The 25771-nt window shown below is 66.2% G+C and carries 22 protein-coding genes; 13 read left to right on the forward strand and 9 right to left on the reverse strand.

Annotated elements, in window-relative coordinates; translation table 11 throughout:
• Positions 1 to 118: 118 nt before the first annotated feature.
• The 4 genes from NZM16_RS11000 (at position 119) to NZM16_RS11015 (ending at position 5827) form a co-directional block, all read left to right on the forward strand.
• Positions 119 to 1066, forward strand: coding sequence for a trypsin-like peptidase domain-containing protein (locus NZM16_RS11000; RefSeq protein ID WP_295480375.1), 948 nt, complete (start codon positions 119 to 121; stop codon positions 1064 to 1066).
• Positions 1067 to 1080: 14 nt separating this feature from the next.
• Positions 1081 to 2136, forward strand: a complete 1056-nt coding sequence (locus tag NZM16_RS11005; RefSeq protein WP_295480377.1) for a C45 family peptidase — start codon at positions 1081 to 1083, stop codon at positions 2134 to 2136.
• 214 nt (positions 2137 to 2350) lie between these two features.
• On the forward strand, positions 2351 to 5494 hold the full coding sequence (locus tag NZM16_RS11010; RefSeq protein WP_295480379.1) for a BTAD domain-containing putative transcriptional regulator: 3144 nt from the start codon (positions 2351 to 2353) through the stop codon (positions 5492 to 5494).
• 132 nt (positions 5495 to 5626) lie between these two features.
• On the forward strand, positions 5627 to 5827 hold the full coding sequence (locus NZM16_RS11015) for a hypothetical protein (RefSeq protein WP_295480381.1): 201 nt from the start codon (positions 5627 to 5629) through the stop codon (positions 5825 to 5827).
• A gap of 86 nt (positions 5828 to 5913) precedes the next feature.
• On the opposite strand, the gene NZM16_RS11020 is transcribed toward NZM16_RS11015, so the two are convergent.
• From NZM16_RS11020 to lepA, 9 genes are all read right to left on the reverse strand, one after another.
• Entirely contained in the window at positions 5914 to 6930 is a 1017-nt protein-coding gene (locus NZM16_RS11020; protein WP_295480383.1) for a PrsW family intramembrane metalloprotease, read from the reverse strand.
• Positions 6931 to 7051: 121 nt separating this feature from the next.
• Positions 7052 to 8026 carry a PrsW family glutamic-type intramembrane protease gene (locus NZM16_RS11025; protein WP_295480385.1) on the reverse strand — a complete coding sequence of 325 codons (975 nt, stop codon included), beginning with the start codon at positions 8024 to 8026 and terminating at the stop codon, positions 7052 to 7054.
• A gap of 11 nt (positions 8027 to 8037) precedes the next feature.
• Complete coding sequence (locus tag NZM16_RS11030; RefSeq protein WP_295480387.1) at positions 8038 to 8841, reverse strand: hypothetical protein; 804 nt, start codon at positions 8839 to 8841, stop codon at positions 8038 to 8040.
• A gap of 209 nt (positions 8842 to 9050) precedes the next feature.
• Positions 9051 to 10904 carry a hypothetical protein gene (locus NZM16_RS11035; RefSeq protein ID WP_295452514.1) on the reverse strand — a complete coding sequence of 618 codons (1854 nt, stop codon included), beginning with the start codon at positions 10902 to 10904 and terminating at the stop codon, positions 9051 to 9053.
• 40 nt (positions 10905 to 10944) lie between these two features.
• The gene (locus tag NZM16_RS11040) at positions 10945 to 12210 is read right to left on the reverse strand and encodes a hypothetical protein (protein WP_295480388.1); all 1266 of its coding nucleotides are present in this window, start codon (positions 12208 to 12210) and stop codon (positions 10945 to 10947) included.
• A gap of 90 nt (positions 12211 to 12300) precedes the next feature.
• Positions 12301 to 12810: a zinc ribbon domain-containing protein gene (locus NZM16_RS11045; protein ID WP_295452518.1), complete on the reverse strand. Its 510-nt coding sequence runs from the start codon at positions 12808 to 12810 to the stop codon at positions 12301 to 12303.
• A gap of 291 nt (positions 12811 to 13101) precedes the next feature.
• The gene (locus NZM16_RS11050; protein WP_295480390.1) at positions 13102 to 13740 is read right to left on the reverse strand and encodes a zinc ribbon domain-containing protein; all 639 of its coding nucleotides are present in this window, start codon (positions 13738 to 13740) and stop codon (positions 13102 to 13104) included.
• Positions 13741 to 13751: 11 nt separating this feature from the next.
• Positions 13752 to 14021, reverse strand: coding sequence for a hypothetical protein (locus NZM16_RS11055; protein ID WP_295452523.1), 270 nt, complete (start codon positions 14019 to 14021; stop codon positions 13752 to 13754).
• Between the two features lie 372 nt (positions 14022 to 14393).
• A complete protein-coding gene (gene lepA, locus NZM16_RS11060) occupies positions 14394 to 16199 on the reverse strand; it encodes a translation elongation factor 4 (RefSeq protein WP_367185228.1) in 1806 nt (601 codons plus the stop codon).
• 385 nt (positions 16200 to 16584) lie between these two features.
• Here lepA and NZM16_RS11065 point away from each other — a divergent pair, with 385 nt between their 5' ends.
• The 9 genes from NZM16_RS11065 (at position 16585) to NZM16_RS11105 (ending at position 25559) form a co-directional block, all read left to right on the forward strand.
• A complete protein-coding gene (locus NZM16_RS11065) occupies positions 16585 to 19035 on the forward strand; it encodes a penicillin acylase family protein (RefSeq protein WP_295452528.1) in 2451 nt (816 codons plus the stop codon).
• A gap of 250 nt (positions 19036 to 19285) precedes the next feature.
• Complete coding sequence (locus NZM16_RS11070) at positions 19286 to 20197, forward strand: TIGR01777 family oxidoreductase (protein WP_295452532.1); 912 nt, start codon at positions 19286 to 19288, stop codon at positions 20195 to 20197.
• Between the two features lie 535 nt (positions 20198 to 20732).
• Positions 20733 to 21716, forward strand: coding sequence for a serine/threonine-protein kinase (locus NZM16_RS11075; RefSeq protein WP_295452535.1), 984 nt, complete (start codon positions 20733 to 20735; stop codon positions 21714 to 21716).
• 205 nt (positions 21717 to 21921) lie between these two features.
• On the forward strand, positions 21922 to 22488 hold the full coding sequence (locus NZM16_RS11080; RefSeq protein WP_295480395.1) for a hypothetical protein: 567 nt from the start codon (positions 21922 to 21924) through the stop codon (positions 22486 to 22488).
• A gap of 1 nt (position 22489) precedes the next feature.
• Complete coding sequence (locus NZM16_RS11085) at positions 22490 to 23527, forward strand: hypothetical protein (RefSeq protein WP_295480397.1); 1038 nt, start codon at positions 22490 to 22492, stop codon at positions 23525 to 23527.
• Between the two features lie 264 nt (positions 23528 to 23791).
• A complete protein-coding gene (locus NZM16_RS11090; RefSeq protein WP_295480399.1) occupies positions 23792 to 24082 on the forward strand; it encodes a hypothetical protein in 291 nt (96 codons plus the stop codon).
• A gap of 97 nt (positions 24083 to 24179) precedes the next feature.
• Positions 24180 to 24356, forward strand: coding sequence for a hypothetical protein (locus tag NZM16_RS11095; protein WP_295480401.1), 177 nt, complete (start codon positions 24180 to 24182; stop codon positions 24354 to 24356).
• 13 nt (positions 24357 to 24369) lie between these two features.
• On the forward strand, positions 24370 to 24768 hold the full coding sequence (locus NZM16_RS11100) for a hypothetical protein (protein ID WP_295480403.1): 399 nt from the start codon (positions 24370 to 24372) through the stop codon (positions 24766 to 24768).
• Positions 24769 to 25166: 398 nt separating this feature from the next.
• The gene (locus tag NZM16_RS11105) at positions 25167 to 25559 is read left to right on the forward strand and encodes a hypothetical protein (protein WP_295480404.1); all 393 of its coding nucleotides are present in this window, start codon (positions 25167 to 25169) and stop codon (positions 25557 to 25559) included.
• Positions 25560 to 25771: the final 212 nt, after the last annotated feature.

The following is a 25771-nucleotide window of genomic DNA, read 5'->3' on the forward strand; positions in this document are numbered from 1 at the left end:
AAAACCCTTTGGGGGCGGGTCTGGCTGTTGTCCAAAAAATTTTTTTGGGTTTGGGGGGGGGCCCCCCCCCCCCCGCCCAGCCCCGAAAACCCCCAGATCGAAGATGGACGAAGCTCGAATGGAACAGACGATGGACGAAGAAGCGCTGCTCGATGCGTATTCCCAGACGGTGATCCGTGTGGTGGAGCAGGTGGGCCCGGCGGTGGTGAGCATCCGGGCCCGCGGGGCTCCTCGGAGGCGCCAGGCGGTGGAACCGATGGGATCCGGTTTCTTCATCACCCCGGATGGCTACCTCCTGACCAACAGCCACGTGATCCGCCCCATCCGGGATCCGGAGGTGACGTTGATCGACGGCCGTGTCTTCCCCGCCCGCCTTATCGGTGAGGATCCTTACACGGATCTGGCGGTGTTGCGGGTGGAGCGCGGGGAGAACTTCCCCGCCGCGCGGCTGGGGGATTCCTCCCGTCTGCGCCTGGGGCAGCTGGTGGTCGCCATCGGCAACCCCCTGGGCTTCCATTTCACTGTGTCCGCCGGGATCATCAGCGGCCTGGGGCGAGCGCTGTATGGCCCCGGGGGGCAGGTGATTGAAGACATCATCCAGACCGACGCCGCCCTCAATCCTGGCAACTCCGGCGGCCCCCTGGTGGACAGCCGGGGTCGGGTGATCGGCGTTTGCGTGGCCACGATCCTGGGGGCGGAGAACATCGCCTTCGCCATCCCCAGCCACACCGCGGAATGGGTCGCCGCGTTGCTGATCAAAGAAGGGCGCATCCGCCGCGCCTATCTGGGCATCGTGGTCCAGTCCCGTCCGATCTCCGGGCCCTCCCCGGCCACCGGCCTGGAGATCCTGGAGGTGGACCCGCGGGGGCCAGCGGCTCGGGCCGGGCTTCAAGAAGGAGACATTTTGGTTCGAATCGGGGAGCAATCCATCCACAGCCTGGGAGAGCTGCACCGGTTCCTGGCTCACTGGCCGCCGGGACGCCCGGTGGAGGTCCAGGTGATGCGGCAGAATCAGCCTCGGACGCTCGTGGTAACCCCCGGAGAAGCGCCCAGGCCCCAGCGGTGAGCAGGAGCGGATCGATGGAGCCGACTCGGCCCGTCCTCTCCTCGAAGCTCTGGAATACGTCCCCCTGGGGGGAAGGGTGGCATCTGCCCGCGCCTTATCGCTTCCTGGATCTTCGTGGGTCGCACCGCCAGATCGGGGAAGCGTTGGGCCTTCTCGGCCCGCCCTTCCGTCGTCCCCCCTGGTGGCCTCCCCCTCCGGATCTGGCCTTTGCGAAGGCCTGTCGTCAGCAGGTGGCGCGCTGGCACCCAGCCTTACTGGACGAATACGAGGGCTATGCCGCCGCCCAGGGGCTGGATCCGGATTTCCTGTGGCAGCAGATCAGTCGCACTTCCCTTCGATCCCGCCCCTTCGCCTGCTCGGCGGTTGTGTGGCGGGAGCCCGGCGGCCTCTGGGTTGGGCGGAACTACGACTTCCGGCCCGTCCAGCAGATCCGCGATCTGGTCCGGCTTTGGCCCCGCGACGGCCTGGCCTCCCTGGGGATGATGGGCAGCGTCCCGGGCGGGCGATATGATGGGGTGAACGAGGCGGGACTGTTCGTGTCGCTGCATGCGGTGATGGCGGACACGCCGCCTCCCCGACCGGGGATCCCATTCCATCTGATCCCGCGCGTCCTGCTGGAGCGCTATCGCTCCGCAGAGGAAGCGGTGGAGGCCCTGCTCCGGATGCCCCACATCCTGCCGATGAACGTCCTGGTCGCAGATCCCCATCGCGCTTATGTGGTGGAAGTCCATCCGGCGGTCGTCGCCGTGCGGGAGCTGGAGGACGGCGTCCTGGCGGTGACCAACCACTACGAGCATCCGATGACGCAGCCTTTTCGTGGGCGTCGGGATCTGGGGCCATCGGTCCGTCGAAAGGAGCGGCTGGAACGCTGGGTGATGATGGGCTCGGGATCGCCCCGGGAACGCCTCCGGGAGGCCCTAAGCGACCACGAGGCACCGATCTGCGGTCACCGTCCCGGATTCACCACCCTGTGGTCCCTGATCGCTGATCTGAACCAACGACGGATCGAATACGCGCTGGGCTCCCCGTGTCGTGCTCCCTTCGTTCCGTTTCCGTGGCCGGGGGGCTGAACCCCCGGCGCCATCCTAGGCGCGGTCACCAACGCAAAGGGGAAGGGTCGCCTTCCAGCGAAAGGACCGGCTTCAGGTTCCCCCTTCGCCTCAGCGTGCGCACATCTCTTTAAAGGAAGGCCATCGATCCGGTCCCCCGTTTGCGCTGGCAGACGGTAGCAAAAATGGTATGATAATAAAAACCTGCCTCCCCGTGGGGAGGAGCCTGAGCGCCATGGAAGGGAGAGGCCTGGATTCCCTGGTTCGGTCGCACCTGATCCGTCGGGTGCGCGAGGGCCTGGCGGAAGGGCCTGTATGGATCGCCGCACCGCCGGGCTACGGGAAGACGATGCTGCTTCGACGCCTGGAGTACGATCTGCCTGGCAGCCGTTACCTTCCACTTCGCTCTTCCGTGATCGATCCTCAGCACCTGCGGGAGACGCTGGCCACCGCCGAGGGGGTGAGCGTCTTCCTTTTGGATGATCTGCACCAGCTTGCGGAGGGTCCCGAGGCCCTCGAGGAGCTGGCCCGCATGATCGCCCGGAATCCCCGGGGCTGGGTGGCAGGCGGCCGCTGGATCCCGGAGCGGCTCACGAAGGGGTCGTTCCCCCAAACCTGGCTCACGGAGGAGGATCTGGCCTTCTCCCCGGAGGAGATCGCGCGGATCCTCGGAGTGTCCCGGGAGCAGGCCCAGCGACTGCACGCGCGAACCCGTGGCTGGCCGATGGCCATCGCCCTGCTGGCCCAATCCGACGCAGGATCCTCGCCTATGGAACGATGGCCCCAGGCGCAGGATCGGCTGTTCGCGGAGCTCGCCCGCTCGCTCCTGAGCGCTCTCCCCGAAGACCTCCGGCGCTTCCTCTTTCGAACGGCCGTTCCCTTCTCATTCAACATCGACCTGGCTGCAACCCTGCTGGAGGACCGGCCGAGCCTTCGAGCGCAGATCCCTCGACTGCTGGACGAGGTCCGCAGGCGAAGATTGTTTCTGGAACCGGCTGGCCCGAGCGGCTGGTGGCGTTACCACGAACTGTTCCGCGAGTTTCTCCTGCGTCACGCTCCGGAAACCCCCTCTGTGGCCTTCGCCCGGACCGTGCAGTGGTTTGAGGAGCAGGGCGACTTGGAGAATGCGGTGGAACACGCCCTGGCCGGCGAGCTGGAGGAGAAAGCCCTTCAGTTGCTACGGAGGCTGCCCGATGACTGGATCTGGCGTCATGGCCGCCAGTGGACGTTCCGCCGCTGGGTGCTGAGCCTGGGGGAGCCGGTGCGCCGGAAGGCGCCCGACTTGTTGCTGCGCGTCGGGAAGGAGATCCACCGGGCTGGCCGTTGGGAGGAAGGGCGGTCGATCCTGCGTCAGGCGCTCCAGCTGGCGGATGAGGCGAACGACCGGGAGCTTCGCCTGCGGGCCGCGCTGGCGCTGGCTTCTGCCTTCTGTGTCGAGGGGCAGTTTCGGGAAAGCCTGGCCTGGAGCCTCGAGGGGCTTTCCGAGGCTTCCGCCGCTGAACTCCGGATGCGCCTGCTGAAGACGGCCGCGGACGCTTGCGCCGGGCTGGGCCGATTCGGCGAGGCGCGCCGGTTTTACCGGGAGGCCCTATCGATCGCGGAGCGCCGAGGGGATCCCCATCATCCGTTCTTCCTCCGCCATAACCTGGCCGTTGGGGTGGAGATCGCCGCCGGGCGTTTTGCGGAAGCCCAGCGGCTGCTGCAGGCCAACCGGCCCTACTACGAAGATCGGCCGGCTCAGCGGATCACCCATCTCCTCGGATGGGCGATCCTCTTTGTCGAGACCGGAAACTGGAGGCGCCTGGAGGAGGTTCTGGCCGAGATCGAGGCGCTGGAACAGGCGATCGAGGCCGGGCAGGCCAGCAACGAGTTCTGGTTCTGGTGGTGTCGGGCGATGGGGGCCATCGGCCTCGGGAACGGGGAGGCCGCCGCTCGGGCCCTGGAACGGGCCGGCGAGCTCGCCCGAGGGCATCCGGAGCGTGAGGGGGGGCTGGCCCAGGCCCAGGCCTGGTGGGCGCGGCGCCGGGAGGATCCCGAGGCGGCGATCCGGATCGCGGAGCAGGCCCTTCCCCGGCTCCGGGAGGCTCCGTTGGCCCGCGCGCTGGTGGCGCTGGAGCGAGATCTGGCCGCCTGGGCCGCCGGACGGCCCTCGTTGCATGAGGCCACCCGAAGCCTGATCCCGATGCGGGCCGGTGCCTCCTTGATCCGCCTCCGGGCGCTGATGGCGCTGTGCGCGCACCGCGCTGGGGATCCCCGCTGGACCCGACACGCGGGCGCGGCGCTCCGGGGGTTGCGCCGGCCGGACGCGGAGGGGATCCTGACGCATCGGGATCCCGAGCTGGGCCGGGATTTCTGGATGCTGTGTCTGGAAGAGGGGATCGCGGAAGCGCAAGTCCTCCGAGCACTCGGAACCTTGCGCCCGCTTCCCCAACTGGAGCGATCGCTGGGGCATCCGAAGCCCGCGGTTCGAATCCGAGCGGCCCAGGCCATGGCGGCGACCGGCGACGAGCGGGCGATGCCCTTACTATTCCGTGCGATGGGCCGGGAGCGCCATCCAGAGGTCCGCCAGGTTCTCCGCGCAAGCGTGCAGGCGCTGGAAGCCCTTCCGCCCCCGCCGCTGGAGATCCGGCTGATGGGAGGATTTGAAGCGCGGCGGGGTGGCCAACCCATCCCTGAATCCGCGTGGCCACGGCCGGCCGTCGCCCGGCTCCTGCAATACTTCGCCCTGCACCGGCGCGAGTGGCTGACCCGGGAGCGGATCCTGGAGGACCTCTGGCCCGAACGGGATCTGGAGGAAGCCGAGGGGATCTTCCGCCGGCTGTTCTCGTGGCTGCACCAGGTGCTGGAGCCGGCCATGCGCCCGAAGGGGCCGTTCCGCTATTTCCGGCTGGAGGGGGAGAGCGTTCTCTTCGATCCCTACGATGTGGTGCGGGTGGATGCGGAGCTCTTCGAGGCAGAGGTGCGTCGCCGGCTCGCCGCCCGGCCGATCCCGGCCGACGAGCTGGAGGCCTTCGCCGGGCAGCTTGCCCGGTGGGCTCCGCTGCTTCCAGGAAGCCCGTATGAGCCGTGGCTGATCCCGCATCAGGAGCGGCTGCGCGCGCTGTATGTAGAAGGCGCGCACGTGCTGGCCGAAGAATATCTGGCCCTCAGCCGACCGGCGGAGGCCATTGTATGGGCGGAACGGGCGATCTCGGAAGCGCCGTGGATGGAGGAGAGCTATCAGATCCTGATGCGGGCGTGGGCCCGCATGGGGCTACGGGGCCAGGCGCTGAAGGTTTACGAGCAGGCGGTGGAAGCCCTCCGCCGGGAGCTGCGGGCGGAGCCCGCCCCGCTCACCCGTTGGCTGGCGCAGCGCCTGCAGCGGGGGGAGCCGATATGAAACCGTCGCGTGGCGATCCGGCCCGCGCTCCCGTGCCTGCTGTCAGGCGGCGCCGTTTTGTTCCGATCTTGTTCCCGCGCTTGGGGTATCCTGTCCGTGCACAACCGACCACCCTGGGCGCGAGGTCCGGCCATGACGATTTCAGAACCCTCTCCTCGACCTCATGGCGTGCGCGTCTATATCCTGCGCCTGCGATACGAGCCGGATGGCCGGATGCACGGCCACCTCACCGACCCCGTGAGCATGAGGCGATGGACCTTCGAGGAATTCGAGGGGCTCCGAAAGATCCTGGAGGAAATCGAAGGCAGGCAACAGCCGCCCGGCACGCCATAGCCCCGATGGCCTTTCGCTCGGGGGGCAACTGATGAACGGTAGCGGGTGTGTCGTTCCGCAAGCCGAAGCCATTTCTCCAACATCCTCTATGCTTCGGCCCAGCGCCGCAGCTCGGCCCGCAGGCGCTCGATCTCCCCCTCCCAGCGCGCCTCCCCCAGCGCCGCCCGCTGGTGCTTCCGGAAGGCCAGCTCCGCCGCGGCATGGTGTAGCCGCCCCAGCCGCCGGAACCCCTCCAGGTCCCCCCGCAGCAGCGCCCGCAGGCGGGATCCGAGGCGCGCCGTGAAGGAGCCACACTCCCGATACACCGGCTCGGGCAACCGGCCGGCCTCCACCTCCTCGCGCAGATACATCCGGATCCACTGGCGCTCCCGGAAGAGGCCGTAGACTGCGATCCCGAAGATCAGCAACACGCCCATCCAGGACGCCGGCAGCCAGAGCAGGCACGGCAGCACGGATTGGGTCGCCTCGGTCAGGGTAGCGATCGTATTGTGCAGGGCGTGAAAGGCCATCGCCCCGCCCAGCCCCAGCATAGGCGCGGCCATCTTCACCGCGGCCGAACGCGAGAGGCGGGCCGCCGCAAACCCCATCCCCGTCAGGGCCGTCCAGGCGGCGTGGTTGAGGCCGAAGAAGATCGCCCGCGCGACGAAGTTGGCGAACATCCCTGCTAGTCCCCCCGCTGCGGCCGCGCCGATGAAATACAGGACGTTTTCCGTGGCCGCGAAGCCGAAGCCCACCAGGGAGCCATACAGGAAGCCGTCGTAGAGGCTGTCGATCTCCCGCCGGTAAATCAGGAACAGGAGCAGCACAAAGGCCCCCTTGAACAGCTCCTCGGTGATCGGCGCTGCGATGATCGCGGAGAGCGCTCCGCCGGCCCGCTCACCCGCCACGGCCCCGAAGACGGCGGCCATGGGGAGCTGCGCGCAGATCGAGAGCAGGACGGTGGGCAAGCTTCCCCACAGAAAGGCTGCTCCCATCAGCCAGAGGGGCTCCTTTTCAAAGCGGTCGAACCACCACACAAAGAGCGCGTAGAGAACCATCGGCCCGAACGCCAGGAAAGGGATAAAGCACAGCGCCATGATCGGGAATCCGTTCTGACCCTCCATCGTCCCTGTTCCTCCAGAGGATTGAGCAGGCAGGCTGAACACCGGACACGCAGAAAGGCGTTTGTCTGCACCCCCAACAGACATCGGATGCTTTGAGGCAAGGATCCGCTTCTTGTCCTCCCTACATTAGCTGTCGCAACAGCTCTCGCAGGCGCTGGATCTCCGCCTCTTCCCCTTTCTCCTTTAGGGCCATCTGCCGGTGCTTGCGAAAGGCGATCTCCGCGATCGTCTGGATCTGCAGGCCCCGCCGTCGCCAGGCGGCGATGTCTCCGCGCAGCAACGGCTCCCAGCGGTAGGTCAGTCGACCCGTCGGGGAGCGCAGGGTCTCGTACAGCGCCGCTGGCACCAGGCCCTGTTGCGCCTCCTCCGCCAGATAGCGAGCGATCCACGCGCTCTCCCGCGACATCCCGTAGATCACCAGGCCGATCATCAGCAGGATCCCCGACCCGTAAATCGCGGCCTGCAGCCCGGCCAGGCCCGGGTTCCAGATCGCGGGGATCAGGCTTAGATCGCGCAGGATGTGGAATCCGATCGCCGCCGCCACGCCCAGGATCGGCCAGGCCCAGCGCAAGCCCCCCCGGCTCAGCCGGGCGGCGGCAAACCCCATCCCGATCCACCCGGTGAAGAAGGCGTGCGCCAGGCCCAGGAAGAATGTCCGCTCGACCGCCCCGGCGATCCCCCACTGCCGCGCCGGCGCCGAGAGGACGGTGTCGGCGAAGGCGAAGCCGAAGCCTACCAGGGATCCGTAAAAGAAGCCGTCGTAGAGGCTGTCGATCTCCCGGCGATACAGGAGGAAGAGGCCCAGGAGGAACAGGCCCTTGGCCATCTCCTCCGCCGCCGGCAGCAGGAGGGCATTCCCCCAGATCGGGCCCGTCGGGCCGGGGAACATCCCCTCGCTGAGCGCCAGCAGGGTCGGGCGGATCAGGGCCGTCAGCACCATCGCCGGGAGGCTGCCCCAGAACAGCGCGGCGCCGATCAGATGCACCGGCTCCTTTTCGTAGCGATCCAGCCACCACCCCAGCAGGACGTAGATCCCCGTGGCGATCACCGCCCCGATCGCCGCCAGCCCGATCGCTCCCACCGCTTGAACAGCCATAGATCCCTCCTTTATTGCGCCTGGTAAATGAAGACGTAGAGCCATGCGTAGTTCTGGGTCTGGACGATATACCCTGCGAACTTCAATATCCCGTTTTCGTGATATGCTTCGAAGACCAGGGTGCTGGTGCTGTGGCTGACATATCCCGGCTCGTTCACCACCCCATCCTGGTCGAAATCCGTATCGATCCGCGCGAACTGGAATGGGGAATAGATCGGTTGCAAGCCCTGTTCGGCGACCATCACGCCCTGGAAGGCCTGCACGTTCGGGAAGAAGGGGCACGGGAAGAGGGTATAGCCCGGCTGATCGATCAGGCCGCAGCTTGCATCCACGCGCAGGGCCACCCCGCCCGTTTGCACGATGAATGTGCCGTCCCCCTGGGGTGCCACCTGGAAGACCTCCCCGGGACCCAGCTCACGGCACTGGTTCGTGTTCAGGTCGCACGTGTATCCCCCCACCCGGGCCAGCGTCCAGACCTGACCGGCGGGTCCCGGCTGCGGGCCCGCCTGAGGTCCCTGAGGTCCCGTCCCAGCGCCAGGGCCAGATGGCGGCCCTTCCTGAGGCCCCGGACCCGTGCCGGGGCCCGGCTGTGGGCCCGACCCTGGTTGGAGCGCAGGCACCGGTGTCCCCGGTCGAGCGACCGGCCCCGGGGTGCCCCGGGCTGCACTCGAAGAGTCGGAGAAGAAGAGCCGGATCGTCAGCCCGCAGAACAGCAATCCCACACAGGCGATCCCGATCAACGCCAGACCAGCGCAACCGCCGCCGATGGCCAGCGGCAGTCGGCTTCCCGAGCTTCCAGATTCCACGGCGCTCATCGTTTTCCTCCCTTCTTCACGTCCATCTGGACTCTTCGGGTAGGATTAGCCAGCGCTTGCTGCAGCAGACCTAAAGCATCCTCAGTCTACAGGGGCCCGTGGAACAACTTACGAACACCACAGGCCTCTATGGGTGTGAGCGCTTGCGCGCCCTGCTCCGATCGAAAGGCCGCATGGGACCATCCGCGAGCGAGCCGAACGCATGGGGTCTACCCCAGCACCGAGCCGATTCCAACCGCCCAAAGGGCGACTCCGATCCCCCATCCCAGCCACCGACGACGGGGGTGCTCGCTCCACGCCACGGGGACCGCGGCGAGCAGCGCGCCGCCCGCCAGAAGAAAGAATTCCCCCCCCAGGAAGTCGATCGCCCCCTGGGCGAAGAGCCGCTCCAGCCCGGCCGGCGCCAGCGGCAGGATCGGGAGGGGAAGGATCCAGGGGACAGCCCGGAACGCGGCCGCGCCCAGCCCGATCCAGGCCGCGTGCTGCCAGCGCGCCCATCGAGAGGCCCCCCGATCCGCGGGCCACAGGGCCGTGCCGATGCCGAAGGCCAGGGGCGGAAGCCATCGGGCCTCGAGGGGAACCAGAGACATCAGCGGCAGCATCAGCCCGTAGCCGAGCAGGAAGGGTCGGATCGCCGAGGGCGCTTCCTCGGTTCCCAGCGTCGCCCGGAGCACCAAGAAGAACAGTGTGGGCATCCCCCACACAGTCGCTCCCAGCAGCGACCAGACCGTTCCTTCGCGGATGAACCCCTCCGGATTTTCCGTAAACTGGAAGATCATCAGGGTGAGGAGGAGGAGAAGGATGGCACAGAGCCATTCCAGCAGATCCTCCGCCTCTTCGGTGAGCTCCCGCATCCCCTTGATCGGCTCCCAGAGCCAGGCGACGGCGACCAGGAACAGTGGCCACCACTGCTGCGGGATCTCCAGGTCCAGGGCCTGGAAGAACCCCTGCCAGAACATCGCCAGGAAGGCCACCGTGCCGATGGTCAGCGAGAGGTAGCGGACCCCAAAGGAAAGCGGATCCATCCGCCGGCGCATCCACAGGCCTGCCAGGCCCAGCACCAACAGCCCCCCTGCCGCCGTCCGGGCCCCTAGATAAGCATCCGCCGGCCACTCCCGCATCCAATGGCGAAAGGGCAGGTAGACCAGGGGAAGCGGATAAGGCAACGCCCACAGCAGATCCGTCCAGAACAGCGGAAGAGCGCCCAGGGCCAGCAGGATAGATAGGAACGGCAGGCCGCTGAGCAGCCGCGGATGCGTCCGGAGGATCGCCGCCCGCTGGCCCCAGAAGCGGCCCAGCTTGCCCCCTTCCTCCACCAGATTGGCGCCCAGCCACAGCCAGAGCGGCGCGCTCAACCCCCACAGCCCCGGGAGGGCGCTGCGGATGCCTTCCAGCAAGCCCTCGGAGGATCGACCCCAGGCCAGCAGATAAAGCAGCGTCAGCCCGAGCCACAGGCCCCCTCCACGGATCATCCGGGGAAGCCCCTTCCGGGGCCACATGGGGAGTATCGCCAGGACGATCCCGATGGCCATCTTCAGCGCGATGCTGAGCGTCAGGGGAATGGGAAAGTGGGGTGGGAACTGCGCCAGGGCCGCCGCCCACAGCAGGCGCCCGGGCCACCGTTCCAAGGCGGAGGCCGGGCGCGCGCGCTCGTAGAGGAACAGGGCGAGGGCAGGAAGGAGCAATGCGCCGGGAGACAGCACGCTCAGCAGCGGCGCAGCAAGGTAATACAGCGAATACAACGCCACCAGGAGCCGGAAGGCCAGCGGAAGATCGCTCGCCGTCGCCACCGATAGCGTCCACAGGAAAGGCAGCCAGAGGGCCATCAGCCCGGCCCCCAGGGGCCCGCTCAGAAAGGCCCGGAGGGTGAGGGAATCCCCGAGGAGCAGAGCCAGAAACCCGGCTCCCAACATGCCGGCGAGCAGGAGGAGCCACCCCCAGCCCCGCGGGCCCATTCGGAGCAGATCCGCGACCAGTCCGATCCCGCTCCGCTGGGATTCGTATACGAAAATCCGGGCCGCATCTCGTATGGCCCCCTGGATCTCGATCCACCAGCCGGTCATCGCAGGCCTCAATGCGGTAGGGGCGAAACATTTTTGGCCCCTACGGCGCGGTCGTCCAGATCTGAATCCGATGGTCCACGGGAACCGGCGCACCGGTCCCGAGGAGCACAGCCAGCCCGGCGCCGTCTTCCACGAACCCCAGCCCCAGCGGACGTCCGGGGAGGATCTCCCGGGCCAGCCGACGCCCGGTGGCCGTCTCCCACAGATATAACCGCCCCCGCGTATCCCCCTCGCCCATCCAGTCCGCGATCCCCGCGATCCATCGCCCGTCCGGGCTAAAGGCCAGCTGCTGCAAGGTCACCGGCAGATCCGCTCCTTCGGTCTCCTGGGGGAAATCCAGCTCCGCCTGGAGCTGAAGTGTGACGTCTCGTTCGTCGGGATTCACCTCAACCCTCCAGAGCGCCGCCCGGCCGGGAGCAAGGACCATGCCATACGTCGGATGCTCGGCCTGTTGGTTCTCGGCCACAGCCAGCGTTTGCCCGTCCGGGGAGAGGGCGATGGCGCTGATCGGCTCGAAGGCGATCGATCCCCATCCCTCACCGGCATAGGCGTCCCACACCTCCATATCCGTTTCCCCACGGGTGATCTGGAAGATCAGACGCTCATCCGCATCCATGACAAACGCATCCCCTGGCCCATAGAGCTCGAACTCGAAAGCCGGGCGTCGGCTCTCCAGATAATATCCGATCAGATGGCTTTCCGTCCCCACCAGCACCAAGGTCCCCTGGGGCGAAAAAGCCACCGCTCGAGCTTGTCCAGTGGGGAAGAAAACATGATCCACCGTCTGCGCCGTCAGGTTCAGCAATTCCACCGTCTCGCCTGTGGACACCACCAGCCAGCGGCCGTCTGGGGAGAAGGCCATGCGGTTGACCTCTACGCCTTCTTCGACAGGAAAGCGCGCCAGCTCCCGATTGGTGCGGGGATCCAGGATGCGGATCTGACCGGATTCGCCGACCGCCAGGCGGGATCCATCAGGGGCGACGGCCATCTGGAAGGCCTCAACGGGGATCTCCTGACGCAATCGCCATCGCACCGAGCCGGGCGTCTCCAGAGCTCTTGTGGGGCTTGCCAAGGGCGTGGCCGTCCGCTCCGGCGTGGCGATCCGTTCCGTCGTTGGGGTGGGAGGCGGGGGAGTCCGCTCCCGGGTTTGCGGAGGGGTCGGGGAAGGTCTCGTCGCCTGGGGGAGCCGGGTCAGCATCTCCGGCAGGAATCGATACGCGGCGATCCCGACGCCCAGGCCTCCGCACAGGCATAGAGCGCCGATAAGGCCGACGATCCCGATGATCCACCACGAACGCGTGCGCATCTCAAAACCCTCCGGGGGGATTTGGGAAGGGGACCATCCCGACCGCGAAGCGCCCGACCTCACGGGGCGCATGGAACACGGTCGCGCTTTTCATCGACCCCATCCGGAAGCGGGAAGCGCTCCACCGCAAGCCGGGCATCGCCGCCAGGTCGGATCCACCGCGCGGCTGCAATACGGACAACGGAAATCCGCAGGCTGTCCGCATCCTTCACACCGGACCTCGTGGGGATCCAGGCGCTGCCCGCAGGACGGGCAACGAAAGATCGCCATAGCGGGTGGGGAGACCTGAGGGGACGTCCCTTCGAGCGCTCGGGCGATCCCTCGGGCGGTGGTCTCGATCTCCTCCTGGAGGCGAGCGGCCATCGTGGCGGTGGGAATCGATGGGGGCGAGGGAAGCGAAGGCCGGGGGAATCGGAACCATCCCCCAATGCTGCGGCGCAGGGCCGCCGGAAGCAGCCACAGATTGACGGCCAGGGAGAGCGAGAGGATCCCCAGCAACACCCACCCCAGATTTTGCCCGCCGGTCAGGAAGGAAACTCCCAGCGCCGCGATCCCGACGAGAACCAACCCCCACCGGATCCCCCGCAGGATCCCTTTCATCCTTCACCTCCTGGCGCATTTCATCACATTGTCGTAGGGGCAACCCCCCGTGGTTGCCCCGTGTAGGGGCGACCCCCTGTGGTCGCCCTAACGGGGGCAGGCATAGGGACCCGCCCCTGCGGACAGGCACGAGGGCCCGCCCGTAGGGGCAGGCACAGGGGCTTGCCCCTACGAAAATGAATGTGCCGCGCCGTTTTGTAGGGGCAACCCCGGGGGGGTGCCCATCATGGGCACCCCCGTGGTCGCCCCAATCCCCTGTGGTTGCCCTATCCCCCACGGCACCCATAGCCCTTAGACAGCCGCCCGTCCTCCCTCTCCCAGCTTCATCCCACACGACGGGCAAAACCGCGCGCCCGGGGGAAGCTCCGCCCCGCAGTTCGGGCAGAAGCGGTAGGCCATGGCGGGCGCGGCCTCGCCGCTGACCGGCGTGGGCACCGGTGTCGGTGACACGGTGGGAGGAGGCGGGGCCGGAGTTTCGCCCGCATAACGCTGGGCCTCCTGATAGCGCCCGGCCAGCCAGGCGGCGGTATCCGCTGGCAACGCGGCGCCGGTGGCGATGAACTGCTGGATGAACTCGAACGTCCGCTGGGGCAGTTTGCTCTGGCGCCAGGCGCCGTAGGCGGCCGTGAAGAGGAGCGGCCACAGCAGGAACAGGCCCGCCCCCGCGGCGATCGCTTTGTCCACCCATTTCCCGGCCCCCACCTCGACCATCAGGTTCTCCCCTTGTCGGCGCAAGACCACGTTCAGGGCCGAGGAAACCCCCATCAGGGTCCGCCAGGCCTCCTCCTGCCGGGCCTGGATCACCACCCCGCCCTGGGGGAGATCCAAAACCTGCACGTCGAACTTCTGCGCCCGATACCAGTCGGACAGGGCCTGAACCAGCTGGCCCATGTTCAGGTTCGGGGCGTGGAACACTCGCTGATCCGACATGGCTCCCCTCCTTATGGTTGGGTTTGGAGGAACATCGTGAGCTGCATCGCGTTTAGCACCGCCAGCTCCAAGAGCAGCTGGGTGACCTGTTCATGAAGGGCATCATCGAGCCGGGGCTCGATCTCCCGCATCAGCGCGGCCACCCGTTCCGCTTGGGCCTTCACTTCCTCCGGCGTCACCCGGCCGTCCTCCATCGCCTGCTGCCAGGACTCCATTCGGTCCACGTATCGCTGGAAGAACAGGGCATCGCCCTCCTCGCTGAACCAGCTCGTCCGGGCCATGGGGGCCTCCCTATGCGCGCAGGTTGCTTTCAGTGTCTCATGGGGCTGGGAACAAATTCGGAACAGGCCTCGAGATGGCCATCCCCGAATACGCCTCCTGAACCGCCGCATCGATGCGATGGGGAGCGCAAAGTGGTGCCGAGCTCTTATCCTTGGGGCTGGGCATCGCCTTCGGCGGCCCCCAGCCCCAAAACCCACAGGGGAGCTTAGAAGCTGCACGTCGCCCAAGGTGGACAGGCAGTGGGGAAGTCGAGGGTGGGGGACGAGGAGCCAAGCGCTGAATCCAAGGCCCCTGGCCTGGAACCTGCTTCAGGGTCTTGTTACGGACTGCTGAACGACCCGCTCAACCTTCGCGCCGGATCCGGGGACGGCCTACGCTTCCCGCCCCAGCTTCAATACCGCTAAGAAGGCCTCCTGAGGCACCTCAACGCGGCCGATCATCTTGAGGCGCTTCTTTCCTTCCTTTTGCTTTTCGAGCAGCTTCCGCTTGCGGGTGACATCGCCCCCGTAACACTTGGCCAGCACGTCCTTCCGCATCGCCTTGATGGTCGCTCGGGCGATGATCCGGCCGCCCACGGCGGCCTGGACGGCGACGTCGAAGAGCTGACGGGGGATCACCTCCTTCAGCTTCTCCACCAGCGCGTGGCCCTTATGATACGCCTGATCCCGGTGGACGATCAGGGCCAGGGCGTCCACCGGCTGGCCGTGAACCAGGATCTCCAGCTTCACTAGGTCCCCCGCCCGATAGCCCACAAACGTGTAATCCATCGAGGCGTAGCCCCGGGTGCGGCTCTTGAGCTGATCGTAGAAATCGATGATCAGCTCGGCCAGCGGCACCTCTGCCTCGATCATCACCCGCCGGGGATCTAGATAGGTCATGTTCTGATAAACGCCCCGCCGTGAGGTGATGAGATCCATCACCGGCCCGATGTAGTCAGCGGGCGTGATGAGGGTGACCTTCATCCACGGCTCCCGGATCTCCTGGATGTGGGAGGGGTCGGGGAGGTCGGAGGGGCGGGTGATGGTCTTCACCTGGCCGTTGCGCAGCAGGACCTCATACTCCACGCTGGGCGCTGTGGCCACGATGTCCAGCCCATACTCCCGTTCCAGGCGCTCCTGGACGATCTCCATGTGGAACATCCCCAGGAAGCCGCACCGGAACCCAAAGCCCAGGGCCTGGGAGGTCTCCGGCTGGAAGACCAGGGCGGCGTCGTTCAGCTGCAGCTTCTCCAGCGCTTCCCGTAGAACCTCGTAATCTTCCCCTTCGGAGGGGTAAAAGCTGGCGAAGACCATCGGCTTAGGCGGACGGAACCCCGGCAGCGGCTCGGGGGCGGGACGGTCCGCCGTGGTGATCGTATCCCCGACCCGACATTCCCGAACCGACTTCAGGCCGGTGGCCACATAGCCCACCTCGCCGGCCTCCAGACGGCCCGTCGGCGAGAGATCGGGGGTGAAGACACCGATCTCTATCGGCTCGCCCGTCACCCCGGTGGACATCACCGTGATCTTCCGGCCCATGGCGAGCCGACCGTTCACCACGCGCACATAGGCGATCACGCCTTTGTAGGAGTCGTAATGGCTGTCGAAGATCAGGGCCTGGAGTGGGGACTCCGGATCGCCTCGGGGCGGTGGGATCCGCTGCACCACCGCCTCTAATACCTCCTCTACCCCGATCCCCAGCTTGGCCGAGATCCGGAGGATCTCCGACTCCGGGATCCCCAGGAGCTCCGCGATCTCGCGGGCCACCTCGTCCGGCCGGGCCGCCGGCAGATCGATCTTGTTGATCACCGGGATGATGACCAGATCATGCTCCATCGCCAGGTAAAGGTTGGCCAGGGTCTGGGCTTCGATCCCCTGGGTGGCGTCGACCAGCAACACGGCCCCCTCGCAGGCGGCCATGGCCCGGCCGACCTCGTAAGAGAAATCCACGTGGCCCGGCGTGTCGATCAGGTTCAGCTCGTAGGTCCGGCCATCCCGCGCGGTATAGTGCATCCGGACCGCCGAGGCCTTGATGGTCACCCCCCGCTCCCGCTCCAGGTCCATCGAATCCAGCACCAGCTCCATCCCGTTGCGGGGCTGGATCGTGCCGGTGCGCTCCAGGAGCCGGTCCGCCAGGGTGGTTTTGCCGTGATCCACGTGGGCGATGATGCAGAAGTTGCGAATGTGTTCCAAACCCATTTCCCCTACACGAAAATCGCTGGCGAGCCATCGCCGATCAATCCCTTCGGCGCCTGGCCGTTCGGGCAAGTTCATCATAAGCGGGGCACGGAAGCGTTGTCAAACCGGATCGAAGTTGCGTCGTTTGTCTACTCTTTAGCGGCGAAAAATCTTTCGCCCCTACGTTTCGCCCCTACGGGGCCCGCGAGGCTCGGTCAAGAGGCGTTTCAGAGCGCTTGGAGGGGAGTGGGAGGAACGGATTCCCCATGTTAGGATTAAAGAAATCCCGGGAAGCCTCCGCGATCGGGAGGGTTTCTTCCCGCGGTGGATCCCGGCTGGGAATGGCGGTGGTTCCCTGGTCTTCACGCGCTGGGCGGGGACGATCTCAACCTGCGGGGAGGAGGCCATGATCGGACGCTGGCTGTTGCGCATCGGGCGGATCCTCTTGATCCTCCTGGTCCTCATCGGAGCGGGCGGCGCCTTCTGGTTCTATCGGGCCTCCCGCCAGCCGTTCCCCCTCACGCAAGGGGAGATCCCCCTCCCCGGCCTTCGAGCGCCCGTTACGGTGATCCGTGATCGATGGGGCGTGCCCCACATCTACGCTTCCAATCTCCATGATCTCTTTATGGCCCAGGGCTTCGTCCATGCCCAGGATCGCTTCTGGCAGATGGAATTCTGGCGCCATATCGGAACCGGCCGTCTCTCCGAGATGCTGGGGGCAACCACTCTGAACCAGGATCGCTTCATCCGCACCCTGGGATGGCCGCGGGCGGCGCAGCGGGATCTGGAAGCCCTGGGGTCGGAGGAACGGGGGATCCTGGAAGCCTATGCGGCCGGGGTGAACGCCTATCTGGAACAAAATCGGGATCGCCTCCCCCTGGAGTTCACCCTGTTCCGCCTCTTCGGGCGGCGATGGGAAATCGAGCCATGGCGGCCGCTCCACACCGTCGCCTGGGCCAAGGTGATGGCCTGGGATCTGGGCGGGAACTGGGAGGACGAGCTCCTCAACGCCCGTATCGTCCAGCGGATCGGCCCGGAGCGCCTGGCCGAGATCGTTCTCCCCTATCCCGCCGACCGGCCGGTCATCGTGCCGACCGCAGTGGTCGAAACCCCGTTCCCCGAAGAGACGGCCCGCGCCCTGCTGGACCTCGGACGAGACCTGCGGCGGATGGCGCTGGGCAGCGCCCCGGATCGGGGGTCCAACAACTGGGTGGTGGCGGGCTGGCGCTCGATCACCGGGAAGCCGATCCTGGCCAACGATCCCCATCTCGACATCCAGATGCCCAGCATCTGGTATGAGGTGGCGCTGCATTGCGAGCCGGTTGCGCCCGAGTGCCCGATTCGGGTCGCCGGCGCATCGTTCCCGGGTGTCCCCGGCGTGATCATCGGCCACAACGATCGGATCGCCTGGGGCGTGACCAACCTGGGGCCCGACGTCCAGGATCTCTATATGGAGCGGGCGAACCCGGAGAACCCCCTACAGGTGGAATTCCAGGGGAAGTGGGAGCCCGTGCGGGTGATCACCGAGGAGATCCGGGTGGCCGGCCAGGCGGAGCCGGTGCGCCTGACGGTTCGGCTCACCCGCCATGGCCCGGTGATCAACGACGTGGTGGAAGCCCTCACCCGCACCCAGACCCTCTACGCCTTCCGCTGGACGGCCCTGGAGCCCTCGGGGATCGTCCGGGCGTTGCTGCGCCTGAACCGGGCCCGGAACTGGGAGGAATTCCACGAGGCCCTGAGGGACTGGGACGTGCCCGGCCAGAACTTCGTCTACGCCGATGTGGATGGACACATCGGCTACCAGGCCACCGGCCGTGTTCCCATCCGGGCCAAAGGGAACGGGCTGGTCCCGGCCCCCGGCTGGAGCGGGGAGTATGAGTGGATCGGATACGTGCCCTATGAAGCGATGCCGCGCCGGCTGGATCCGCCGGAGGGGTTCATTGTCACGGCGAACAACGCCGTGGTGGATCCTTCCTACCCGTATTTCCTGGCGGCGGTGTGGGACTACGGCGATCGGGCTCAGCGGATCACAGATCTGCTGCAAGCGAAGGATCGCCTTTCCATCGACGATGTGGCCGCCATCCAGAACGACACCTTCTCCCTGGCGGCCCAGGCCATCACGCCCTATGTGCTGAACCTTTCGTTTGAAGATCCCACCGTCCGCCGGGCCCAGGAGATCCTGCAGGCCTGGGATTTCCGGACGGCGCCGGATCAGGCTGGGCCGGCCATCTTCGAAACCTTCCTGAAGCATCTCCTTCATGAGACGTGGGTCGACGAGCTGGGGGAGGAGATCCTTAAGGATCTCCTCACAGGAGGCAGCCACAACCGCTATTGGGCCCGCTGGGCGCTGGCTCAGCCGGAGCTTCCCTGGTGGGATGATCTTCGCACCCCCCAGCGGGAGACCCGGGATGATATCGTGCGGCGGGCTTTCGAGCGGGCTGTGGCCGAGCTGCGCGCTCGCCTGGGCGAGGATCCCCGAGCCTGGATCTGGGGGAAGGTGCACACCGCTTCCTTCACCCACGGGACCCTGGGGCAATCCGGGATCGGGCCGATCGAAGCGATCTTCAACCGCGGGCCTTACCCGGCCCCGGGAACCAGCGGAGCGGTGAACAACGTCGGCTTCAACATCCAGAAAGGATTCGCCGTGCGCAGCCTGCCCTCCCTGCGCTTCATCGCCTCGACCGCCAGCTGGTCCGACAGCCGCTTCATCCACACTACCGGCCAGTCCGGGCTTCCCTACCATCCGCATTACGATGACTTCATCCCGATGTGGCTCAAGGGGGAATACCACCCGATGCTCTGGTCCCGGGAGGAGGTGGAGCGGAATGTCGAGGGGATCTTAAGGTTGCAACCATAAGGGGGCGATTGAAATCGCCCGTGGGAGTCTGGAGGTGGGGATCGGCCTTCGCCGATCTGCAGAGGCGTCCGCGAAGGAGGACGCTGGGCGCGTCAGCGCCCCAGAGGGCCGGGCGATTGAAATCGCCTGTGGGAGTCTGGAGGTGGGGATCGGCCTTCGCCGATCTGTGGGGGCGTCCGCGAAGGAGGACGCCCGGCGCGTCAGCGCCCCAGAGGGCCGATTTCAATCGGCATAAAAAGGAGGTTTCCCGATGCGTGTGCTGATCCCTGGAGGGACCGGGTTTCTGGGCCGTGCCTTGGCGGGACGCCTGCAGGAGGCGGGCTACGAGGTCATCGTGCTCTCCCGACAGCCCGAACGGGCGAGGCTTCCCCCGGGCGTGCAGGCCGTGCGCTGGGATGGGCGCACCGCTGCCGGATGGGCTTCCCTCGCCGATGGAGCCTTCGCCATCATCAATCTCGCTGGGGAAAGCATCGGGCAGCGGTGGACGGAGGCCGTGAAACGGCGCATCCGGGAGAGCCGCCTACAGGCCAGTCAGGCGGTGGTAGAGGCCCTCGCCGCTGCCAGCACCAAACCCCAGGTCTTGTTGCAAAGCTCAGCGGTCGGATATTACGGCCCGCGGGGGGACGAGCAGCTGACCGAGGAGGATCCCCCCGGAACGGACTTCCTGGCCCGGCTGGCTGTGGAGTGGGAGGCCAGCACGCAACCGGTGGAGGCGATGGGCGTGCGCCGGGTGATCCTGCGCACTGGCGTGGTCCTGGAGCGGGATGGAGGCGCCCTGGCTCAGATGCTGCTGCCGTTCCGCCTGTTCCTGGGCGGGCCCTTAGGGGACGGACGCCAGGGGTTCTCGTGGATCCACCGGGCGGACTGGGTGGAGGCGGTGAAGTTCCTGATGGAGCACCCGGAGGCCCGCGGGCCCTACAACCTCACCGCCCCCCGGCCGGTCCGCAACGCGGAGTTCGCCCGCATCCTGGGCCGGGTCCTGGGACGCCCTTCGTGGCTTCCGGTGCCCGCCTTCGCCCTGCGGCTGGCCTTCGGCGAGGGGGCGGACTTTCTGCTCACCGGGCAGTTCGTGCGGCCCCGGCGGCTGCTGGAAGCCGGCTTCCGGTTCCGATATCCCGATCTGGAGTCGGCGTTGCGGGCGATCCTCCAGCGGGATCGTTAGCGGATCAGGTTTTGGCTTTCGCAAGGAGGTCGGGGCGGGCGAGGCTGCTGAAGGTGGCCTCGCCCGCCCACGCTCAGAGGATCTCGGGGAGAGGGAACGAAGGGAGAAGAGGCCGCCGGCATCCCAGCCCTCGTCGGGCCGCAGTGAGATGCTCCCCCTCGCTCGTTTCCCCTTGGGATTTTGGGGAGTGGAGCCGGGCGCCTTCGGTATCCGGCTCCGCACCTCAAAATGTTTAAATCCTCCCTCCCCGTGGTCTGAAAGGCCGTGAGAAGGGAGGATTCAGGGAAGCGGGACCATCCAGTTTCCTCCACCGGGCTTTCAACGGCGTCCCTCCTGCCCGGAATGGACTGGGGGCCAGGGGTTCCCCGAACCAGCCTCAGGGGGTTCCCTATGCTCCTCGGAGCGCTTCGGCTGGCGAAGCGAAGCCGCGCTCCGGAAAGGCTCCGCCCTCAACGCTGACCCGGGAACGATCCGATAGTGGATCCGCTAAAATGAAATCAGCCTTGGCAGGCAGGTTAGGGGGAAGAGGACCGCCATGCTCAAGCCGGGGACCCTGCTCCACGGCCGCTATAAAATCCTGCGTCCGATCGGACGAGGGGGGATGGGCGCCGTCTATGAGGCGGAGGATACCTTGCTGGAAGGCCGCCGCTGTGCCATCAAGGAGATCCTCTTCAGCTTCGAGGCGGATCCGGCCTATCGGGAGCAGGTCCGCCTGCAGTTCTACCGGGAGGCCAGTGTGCTGGCCCGGCTGGATCACCCGAATCTCCCCAAGGTCTCGGACTATTTCTCCGAGGGCGACCGCGATTACCTGGTGATGGACTTCGTCCCCGGCCAGGATCTGCGCGAGATCATCGATGCGGCGAAGGCGAGCGGACGGTTCCTCGATGAGCGGATGGTGCTGAACTGGGCCGAGCAGCTCTGCGACGCCCTGGACTACCTGCACCGTCAGGACCCCCCCATCGTGCACCGGGACATCAAGCCCTCGAACATCAAGCTGACGCCTGATGGCCGCATCAAGCTGGTGGACTTCGGGCTGGTGAAGCTGCTGGCGCCGGACGAGGATCGGACCATCACCATCCTTCAGGGGCGGGGCACCGCCGCGTATACCCCGCTGGAGCAATACGGCGGCGATGTGGGCCACACCGACGTTCGCTCCGACATCTACGCCCTGGGGGCCACCCTTTACCATCTGCTGACGAACACGCCCCCTCCCGACGCGCGGACGCGGTTCCTGAAGCCCGACGCGCTGGTCCCGCCCCGAGCGATCAACCCGCGGATCTCTCCGCGCGTCGAGCGGGCCATCCTGAACGCGATGGCCATGCATCCGGATGACCGCCCGCCCAGCATCGCCGCCTTCCGGGCGGAGCTGCTGGGAACCGCCCCGACCAGCCGTCCGGTGGAGGTGTGGGCGCCTCCGGAGAGCGCATGGGAGATCCTCTGGCGTCGGCATCGGGGGCTGGCCTTCGCCGCCCTGGTCGCCTTCCTGATCGCCCTGATCGCCACCCTGTTCAGCCGTTGATCCGCCGGATCAAAGGGACGCGGCGCGCCGCCGGCGGGGCCGCCCCGCCGCGTCCAACGGCCCGCCGACCGCAACGCTTGCGATTTTTCATTTTCCCCACGAATCAAGAGCCCAATCCGCCACCACGGAAATGCTATCACCCCCCTTGCTGGAAAAGTTGAGATCATCTAAAATTTAAGGCGGCCCGTCTTGGGGAAGGTGCCGGATGGAGGTTGCCCTGATCGGCGGTTGCGCCCTGCGCGCGCAGGGCCTTCGGTGCCTTTTAGAGGCAGAAGGGCACGCTCCGATCTGGATTGCCTACACCGCCGCCGATGCCCGAAGCCTTTGTTCGCTCCATCCTCCGGCGAGGCTGTTGCTCGATTTCGCCCTGCCGGATTCCTCGGGTCCGCGCCTGCTCTATCGCCTGCGCCTCGAACACCCCGCCCTGGATGGCGTTGTGATCCTGGAGGATCTCCATCCCGCCTTTCTCGCCCTGGCCTGGCGGGCCGGCGCCCGAGCCGCCCTCCCCAATGGCCTCCCCCTGTCGGTTCTGCGCGAACGGCTCCGAGCTTTTCTGGAAGGCTCCGCGTCCTGGTCGCCGGGAACGGTGCGGGCGGCGCGAGGGTGGTGGACCCACTACGGGATTCCGTGGGCGAGCCTCTCCCCGCGCCAGCGGGCGGTGGCCCTGGGGATGGCCCGCCCGGTTGATCCTGGGGCTTCCTCCAAAAACAGGGAAGGAGGAGCCAGACATTCCCTCGTTGATGGGGAAGCGAGCCGGGGCCGAAGGGCATAGGATGGGAACCGAATCCTGGACGCGGGAGGTGGAATCCCGGAGCGATGGGCGGCTGCGGGCGCGCTCGTCGCGTGAGGCGGAGGTCCAGGCCCTGCTGGACCGGGCGCGGCCGGGCTGGCGCTGGGAGCCGATGTTGTTAGAGGTGGACGGGGAGCAGGCGCGGGTCTATGCTGGGCTGGCGATGCGCCTGCGACTAGTGGGGATCTTGGGGCCGGTGCGGGCGCTGCGGGTGGCGCAAATCGTCGCCCGCTTCGGGGGGCCGGTGCTGGGGGTGGACGTGGGACGGCGCGATTTCCTCCGCCGCGCCCTAGGGGCCCTGGCCGGGTGGATCGCCCTCCGGAGCGTGGGGCAGCCCGCGGCAGCGGCAGCGGCTCCCCCTCCACCTGCTGCCCCCGGCCTGCCCCCGATCCGCCAGAGCCGCCTGCTGGAGGGAGAGGCGCGCGAGGCGCTTTTACGGAAATTCCAGGGGCATCCCGACCTGCGGGCTCTGGGGGTGAAAGCGCCGGGGCCGGAAAGCGAGGCGGTGGCGGTCCTTCACGAGCTGGCCGATGGCAACCGCCTGGAGGCCGTAGCGTGGGTGGAGGGGGAACGGCAAATCATCGTTGCCTATCTCTTCGACCATCCTCAGGTGCTTGAAACATCTCCTGTTCGGATGCAGAGCGAAGCGTTGCGGATTGCCGCAGAGGGAGAGCGCGCTCGTTTGGTGATGCGCAGCGTGAACGGGCGGCTCACGGCCGGCACGCGAGCAGGGGATGGAATCCTTATCCAGCCCATGAGTCATTGCCCCGGATGCAGCGGAAACTGCTGGATGGGGCCTTACGAGACCGATTGCTTGTCATGTGCCTCGTGGAATATTTCCTGCTTAGTGGGCTGTTGTGCGACATGTGCTTTCATGTGCATCGATTGCGCCTTGGGTAATCTCCGGTCCTGTGCCTACTGCTTTGCGTGCGTGTTTGTGATCTGCCCATGGTGCGGTAATGGTTGCTGCACGCGATGGGTCCATTCCTGCTGCCCGTGCTCGCCCTGCCCCGGCCCCTGAGTGACAGGATATGAATAGCACGGCTCAGGCCTGGATGCGCAATATCTATGTTTTACAAGATGCACCTTATGGCCTCAGGAAAGCCATTTGGGCGGTCTCGCCTGCTCGAAATCTCCCAGGCTTTTCAGCCGCCATGAGATCGCTATTGCGAGGGGAAGACCTATGAGCCTTAAGCCCCAGACCGAACGAAGTTTAAAAGTGCTTCACCTTGTAACCAGTGGAGTCCTGGGACTATGGCTATTCACCACTCCTTCGGATCCGCTTGTGGATAAGCTGGTTATCGGTGGAAGTCTTGTAGCCATCGTCGTCTATGTGCTGAGCTGGGATGAAAAGAGCCGGCGTTTCAGGTTGCCATGGCGGCTTCCTGAGCTCCTCATATTCACGGTTCCTACGGCGTTATTGTTGCTGACCTTGGCGAGGACTCGATGGGCTTCTCCCGGACAGGCTGACCTGATCCGATGGATCTGGTGGCTGATTTCCGCCTCGTTCTACCTGAATGCTCTTCTGGTCAAGCATTCAGGAACGCCTTCCAGCTCGCACGCCGATCGAGGCTGATCGATCTCAATCTACGAGCCAATCGAGATGAAAATCTCTCCCATCGATCATCTTCCATTTAGACGGATCGCTTGTCATGTGCCTCGTGGAATCTAAGATGTCTTGTCAATTGCTGCGGGCCGTGCGCTTTCACCTGCACCAACCTCTGGACCTGCATCGCATGCGCCGTAATCTGGTGCCCCTGGTGTGTCTCTGCGAACTGCTGCTATCGGTGGATTCTGGACTGCTGTCCCTGTGGGGGATGCTCAGGCCCGTGAAGCGCCTGGAACTCTAACCAAGAGGGTGCAATGTTAGGGATCCATTCTCGACACCTCTGGTGGCTACGCTTGATTCTGGCCTGGGGCTTCTTCTTGTGGCTGCTGGATCTCGCTGCTCGAGATCCTCGCTCCATCCCTTTGTCGGCATCCTTCTTTCTGACCTGGATCGTTGCCTGGCTGGTCGACTCCGCAGCCCGACTGAGCATTCCCTCAGATCGAGAACCACCCTGGCTGTTGACCGCACTGAACACTCTGGTCATCGGCATAATGGCCTGGATCAACACCTCATGGGCTTCTTTGGGGATACGCGATGGAATGCTCTGGCTGTTTGCGGGATTATACCCATTCAGCCAGCCAAGCCCATGGATTCGAGCGTGGAAGGATCTCCAAGGGATATGGAGCGCTCGTTCCCTTGAGGAGCGACCCTGATTGAATTCCGCTTCAATCTTCAGACCCTGAAATCCTCCAACCGGATTGTTGTCCCTTATGGATAAGTTGCACTGCCTGGCCCGTGATGTTGGGCATATATGCGGCCTGCTGCGCGGCAGGTGGAGCGGTCTGCTGTGCACATCTGCTCGCTGTGGCTGGAATCGCTGCTGAGATCCGTAGCGCCGCGCAGTCCTGCAGCCCATGCCAACCCTAAGGAGCAAGACCGATGTGGGGAACGTGGATCTGGCGAGGGCTCTGGATTTCCGTGGGCTTTCAGATGTTCTATCTGACCACGGCCTACCCGTCTCCCAATGTGGATTCTGTGTTGGGGGAGGGTCGCGGAACCGCTTCCGTCGGCAACGATCGCGCCCGAAGGCGCTTTCTTTCGGAGGTTGGAAATGACCACTTCCCGTCAGGGAACCGGGCCCTGGAAACGCAGGGTCCTTGCCTCCCTCCTCGCCTTTCTGATCCTCGTCCATCTCTGGCTGTATCGGCAGCACCCTCGGCCGGAGATCCTGTGGGGCGGGATCGGTGCCCTTCTGATCATTGGCCCCCTGCTCTTCGAAGGGTGGATCTCCCCTCGCCTCTGGATCCGGATCCGGGCCGCCTTGGGGATCGTCGGCCTCACTCTTCTCACCTGGCTCAGCGCGTGGCCGATGGCCTCCCCTTCGGCCCGGGGAGGTCTGGTTCTGATTTACGGGGCCGGGGTTCTGGGGCTGCTATATGAGCTGGTCTCGGGGAGGCCGATCGGGCAGGCTTTGCGCCGAGGATCCGAGATCGAGAGGAAGTAGCTGCTGGGGAGTCAAGCCCGCAGCGGTCGCCGGGGAGGATGAGTGCAGATCTGTGCCGGCCCGGCGATCGGATGGTGTTCGGTGTGGGTGAGCTGTTCTGGGAGCCGATGGGGACGCATTAGGATTTCCTTGGGAACGGGGTTGTAGGCCAGCGGCCTGCGGCTCAATAGTGTAGCTCTCAATTCCAAGTCACGATGGAGTGCGAGGCATTC

The sequence above is a fragment of the Thermoflexus sp. genome, assembly GCF_025055495.1.
Classification (GTDB): domain Bacteria; phylum Chloroflexota; class Anaerolineae; order Thermoflexales; family Thermoflexaceae; genus Thermoflexus.

Bases quoted from the DNA above. Each gene is read 5' to 3' on its own strand.
- NZM16_RS11000 (WP_295480375.1), top strand. From the start codon at position 119: ATGGAACAGACGATGGACGAAGAAGCGCTGCTCGATGCGTATTCCCAG.
- NZM16_RS11005 (WP_295480377.1), top strand. From the start codon at position 1,081: ATGGAGCCGACTCGGCCCGTCCTCTCCTCGAAGCTCTGGAATACGTCC.
- NZM16_RS11010 (WP_295480379.1), top strand. From the start codon at position 2,351: ATGGAAGGGAGAGGCCTGGATTCCCTGGTTCGGTCGCACCTGATCCGT.
- NZM16_RS11015 (WP_295480381.1), top strand. From the start codon at position 5,627: ATGACGATTTCAGAACCCTCTCCTCGACCTCATGGCGTGCGCGTCTAT.
- NZM16_RS11020 (WP_295480383.1), bottom strand. From the start codon at position 6,930: ATGGAGGGTCAGAACGGATTCCCGATCATGGCGCTGTGCTTTATCCCT.
- NZM16_RS11025 (WP_295480385.1), bottom strand. From the start codon at position 8,026: ATGGCTGTTCAAGCGGTGGGAGCGATCGGGCTGGCGGCGATCGGGGCG.
- NZM16_RS11030 (WP_295480387.1), bottom strand. From the start codon at position 8,841: ATGAGCGCCGTGGAATCTGGAAGCTCGGGAAGCCGACTGCCGCTGGCC.
- NZM16_RS11035 (WP_295452514.1), bottom strand. From the start codon at position 10,904: ATGACCGGCTGGTGGATCGAGATCCAGGGGGCCATACGAGATGCGGCC.
- NZM16_RS11040 (WP_295480388.1), bottom strand. From the start codon at position 12,210: ATGCGCACGCGTTCGTGGTGGATCATCGGGATCGTCGGCCTTATCGGC.
- NZM16_RS11045 (WP_295452518.1), bottom strand. From the start codon at position 12,810: ATGAAAGGGATCCTGCGGGGGATCCGGTGGGGGTTGGTTCTCGTCGGG.
- NZM16_RS11050 (WP_295480390.1), bottom strand. From the start codon at position 13,740: ATGTCGGATCAGCGAGTGTTCCACGCCCCGAACCTGAACATGGGCCAG.
- NZM16_RS11055 (WP_295452523.1), bottom strand. From the start codon at position 14,021: ATGGCCCGGACGAGCTGGTTCAGCGAGGAGGGCGATGCCCTGTTCTTC.
- lepA (WP_367185228.1), bottom strand. From the start codon at position 16,199: ATGGGTTTGGAACACATTCGCAACTTCTGCATCATCGCCCACGTGGAT.
- NZM16_RS11065 (WP_295452528.1), top strand. From the start codon at position 16,585: ATGATCGGACGCTGGCTGTTGCGCATCGGGCGGATCCTCTTGATCCTC.
- NZM16_RS11070 (WP_295452532.1), top strand. From the start codon at position 19,286: ATGCGTGTGCTGATCCCTGGAGGGACCGGGTTTCTGGGCCGTGCCTTG.
- NZM16_RS11075 (WP_295452535.1), top strand. From the start codon at position 20,733: ATGCTCAAGCCGGGGACCCTGCTCCACGGCCGCTATAAAATCCTGCGT.
- NZM16_RS11080 (WP_295480395.1), top strand. From the start codon at position 21,922: ATGGAGGTTGCCCTGATCGGCGGTTGCGCCCTGCGCGCGCAGGGCCTT.
- NZM16_RS11085 (WP_295480397.1), top strand. From the start codon at position 22,490: ATGGGAACCGAATCCTGGACGCGGGAGGTGGAATCCCGGAGCGATGGG.
- NZM16_RS11095 (WP_295480401.1), top strand. From the start codon at position 24,180: ATGTCTTGTCAATTGCTGCGGGCCGTGCGCTTTCACCTGCACCAACCT.
- NZM16_RS11100 (WP_295480403.1), top strand. From the start codon at position 24,370: ATGTTAGGGATCCATTCTCGACACCTCTGGTGGCTACGCTTGATTCTG.
- NZM16_RS11105 (WP_295480404.1), top strand. From the start codon at position 25,167: ATGACCACTTCCCGTCAGGGAACCGGGCCCTGGAAACGCAGGGTCCTT.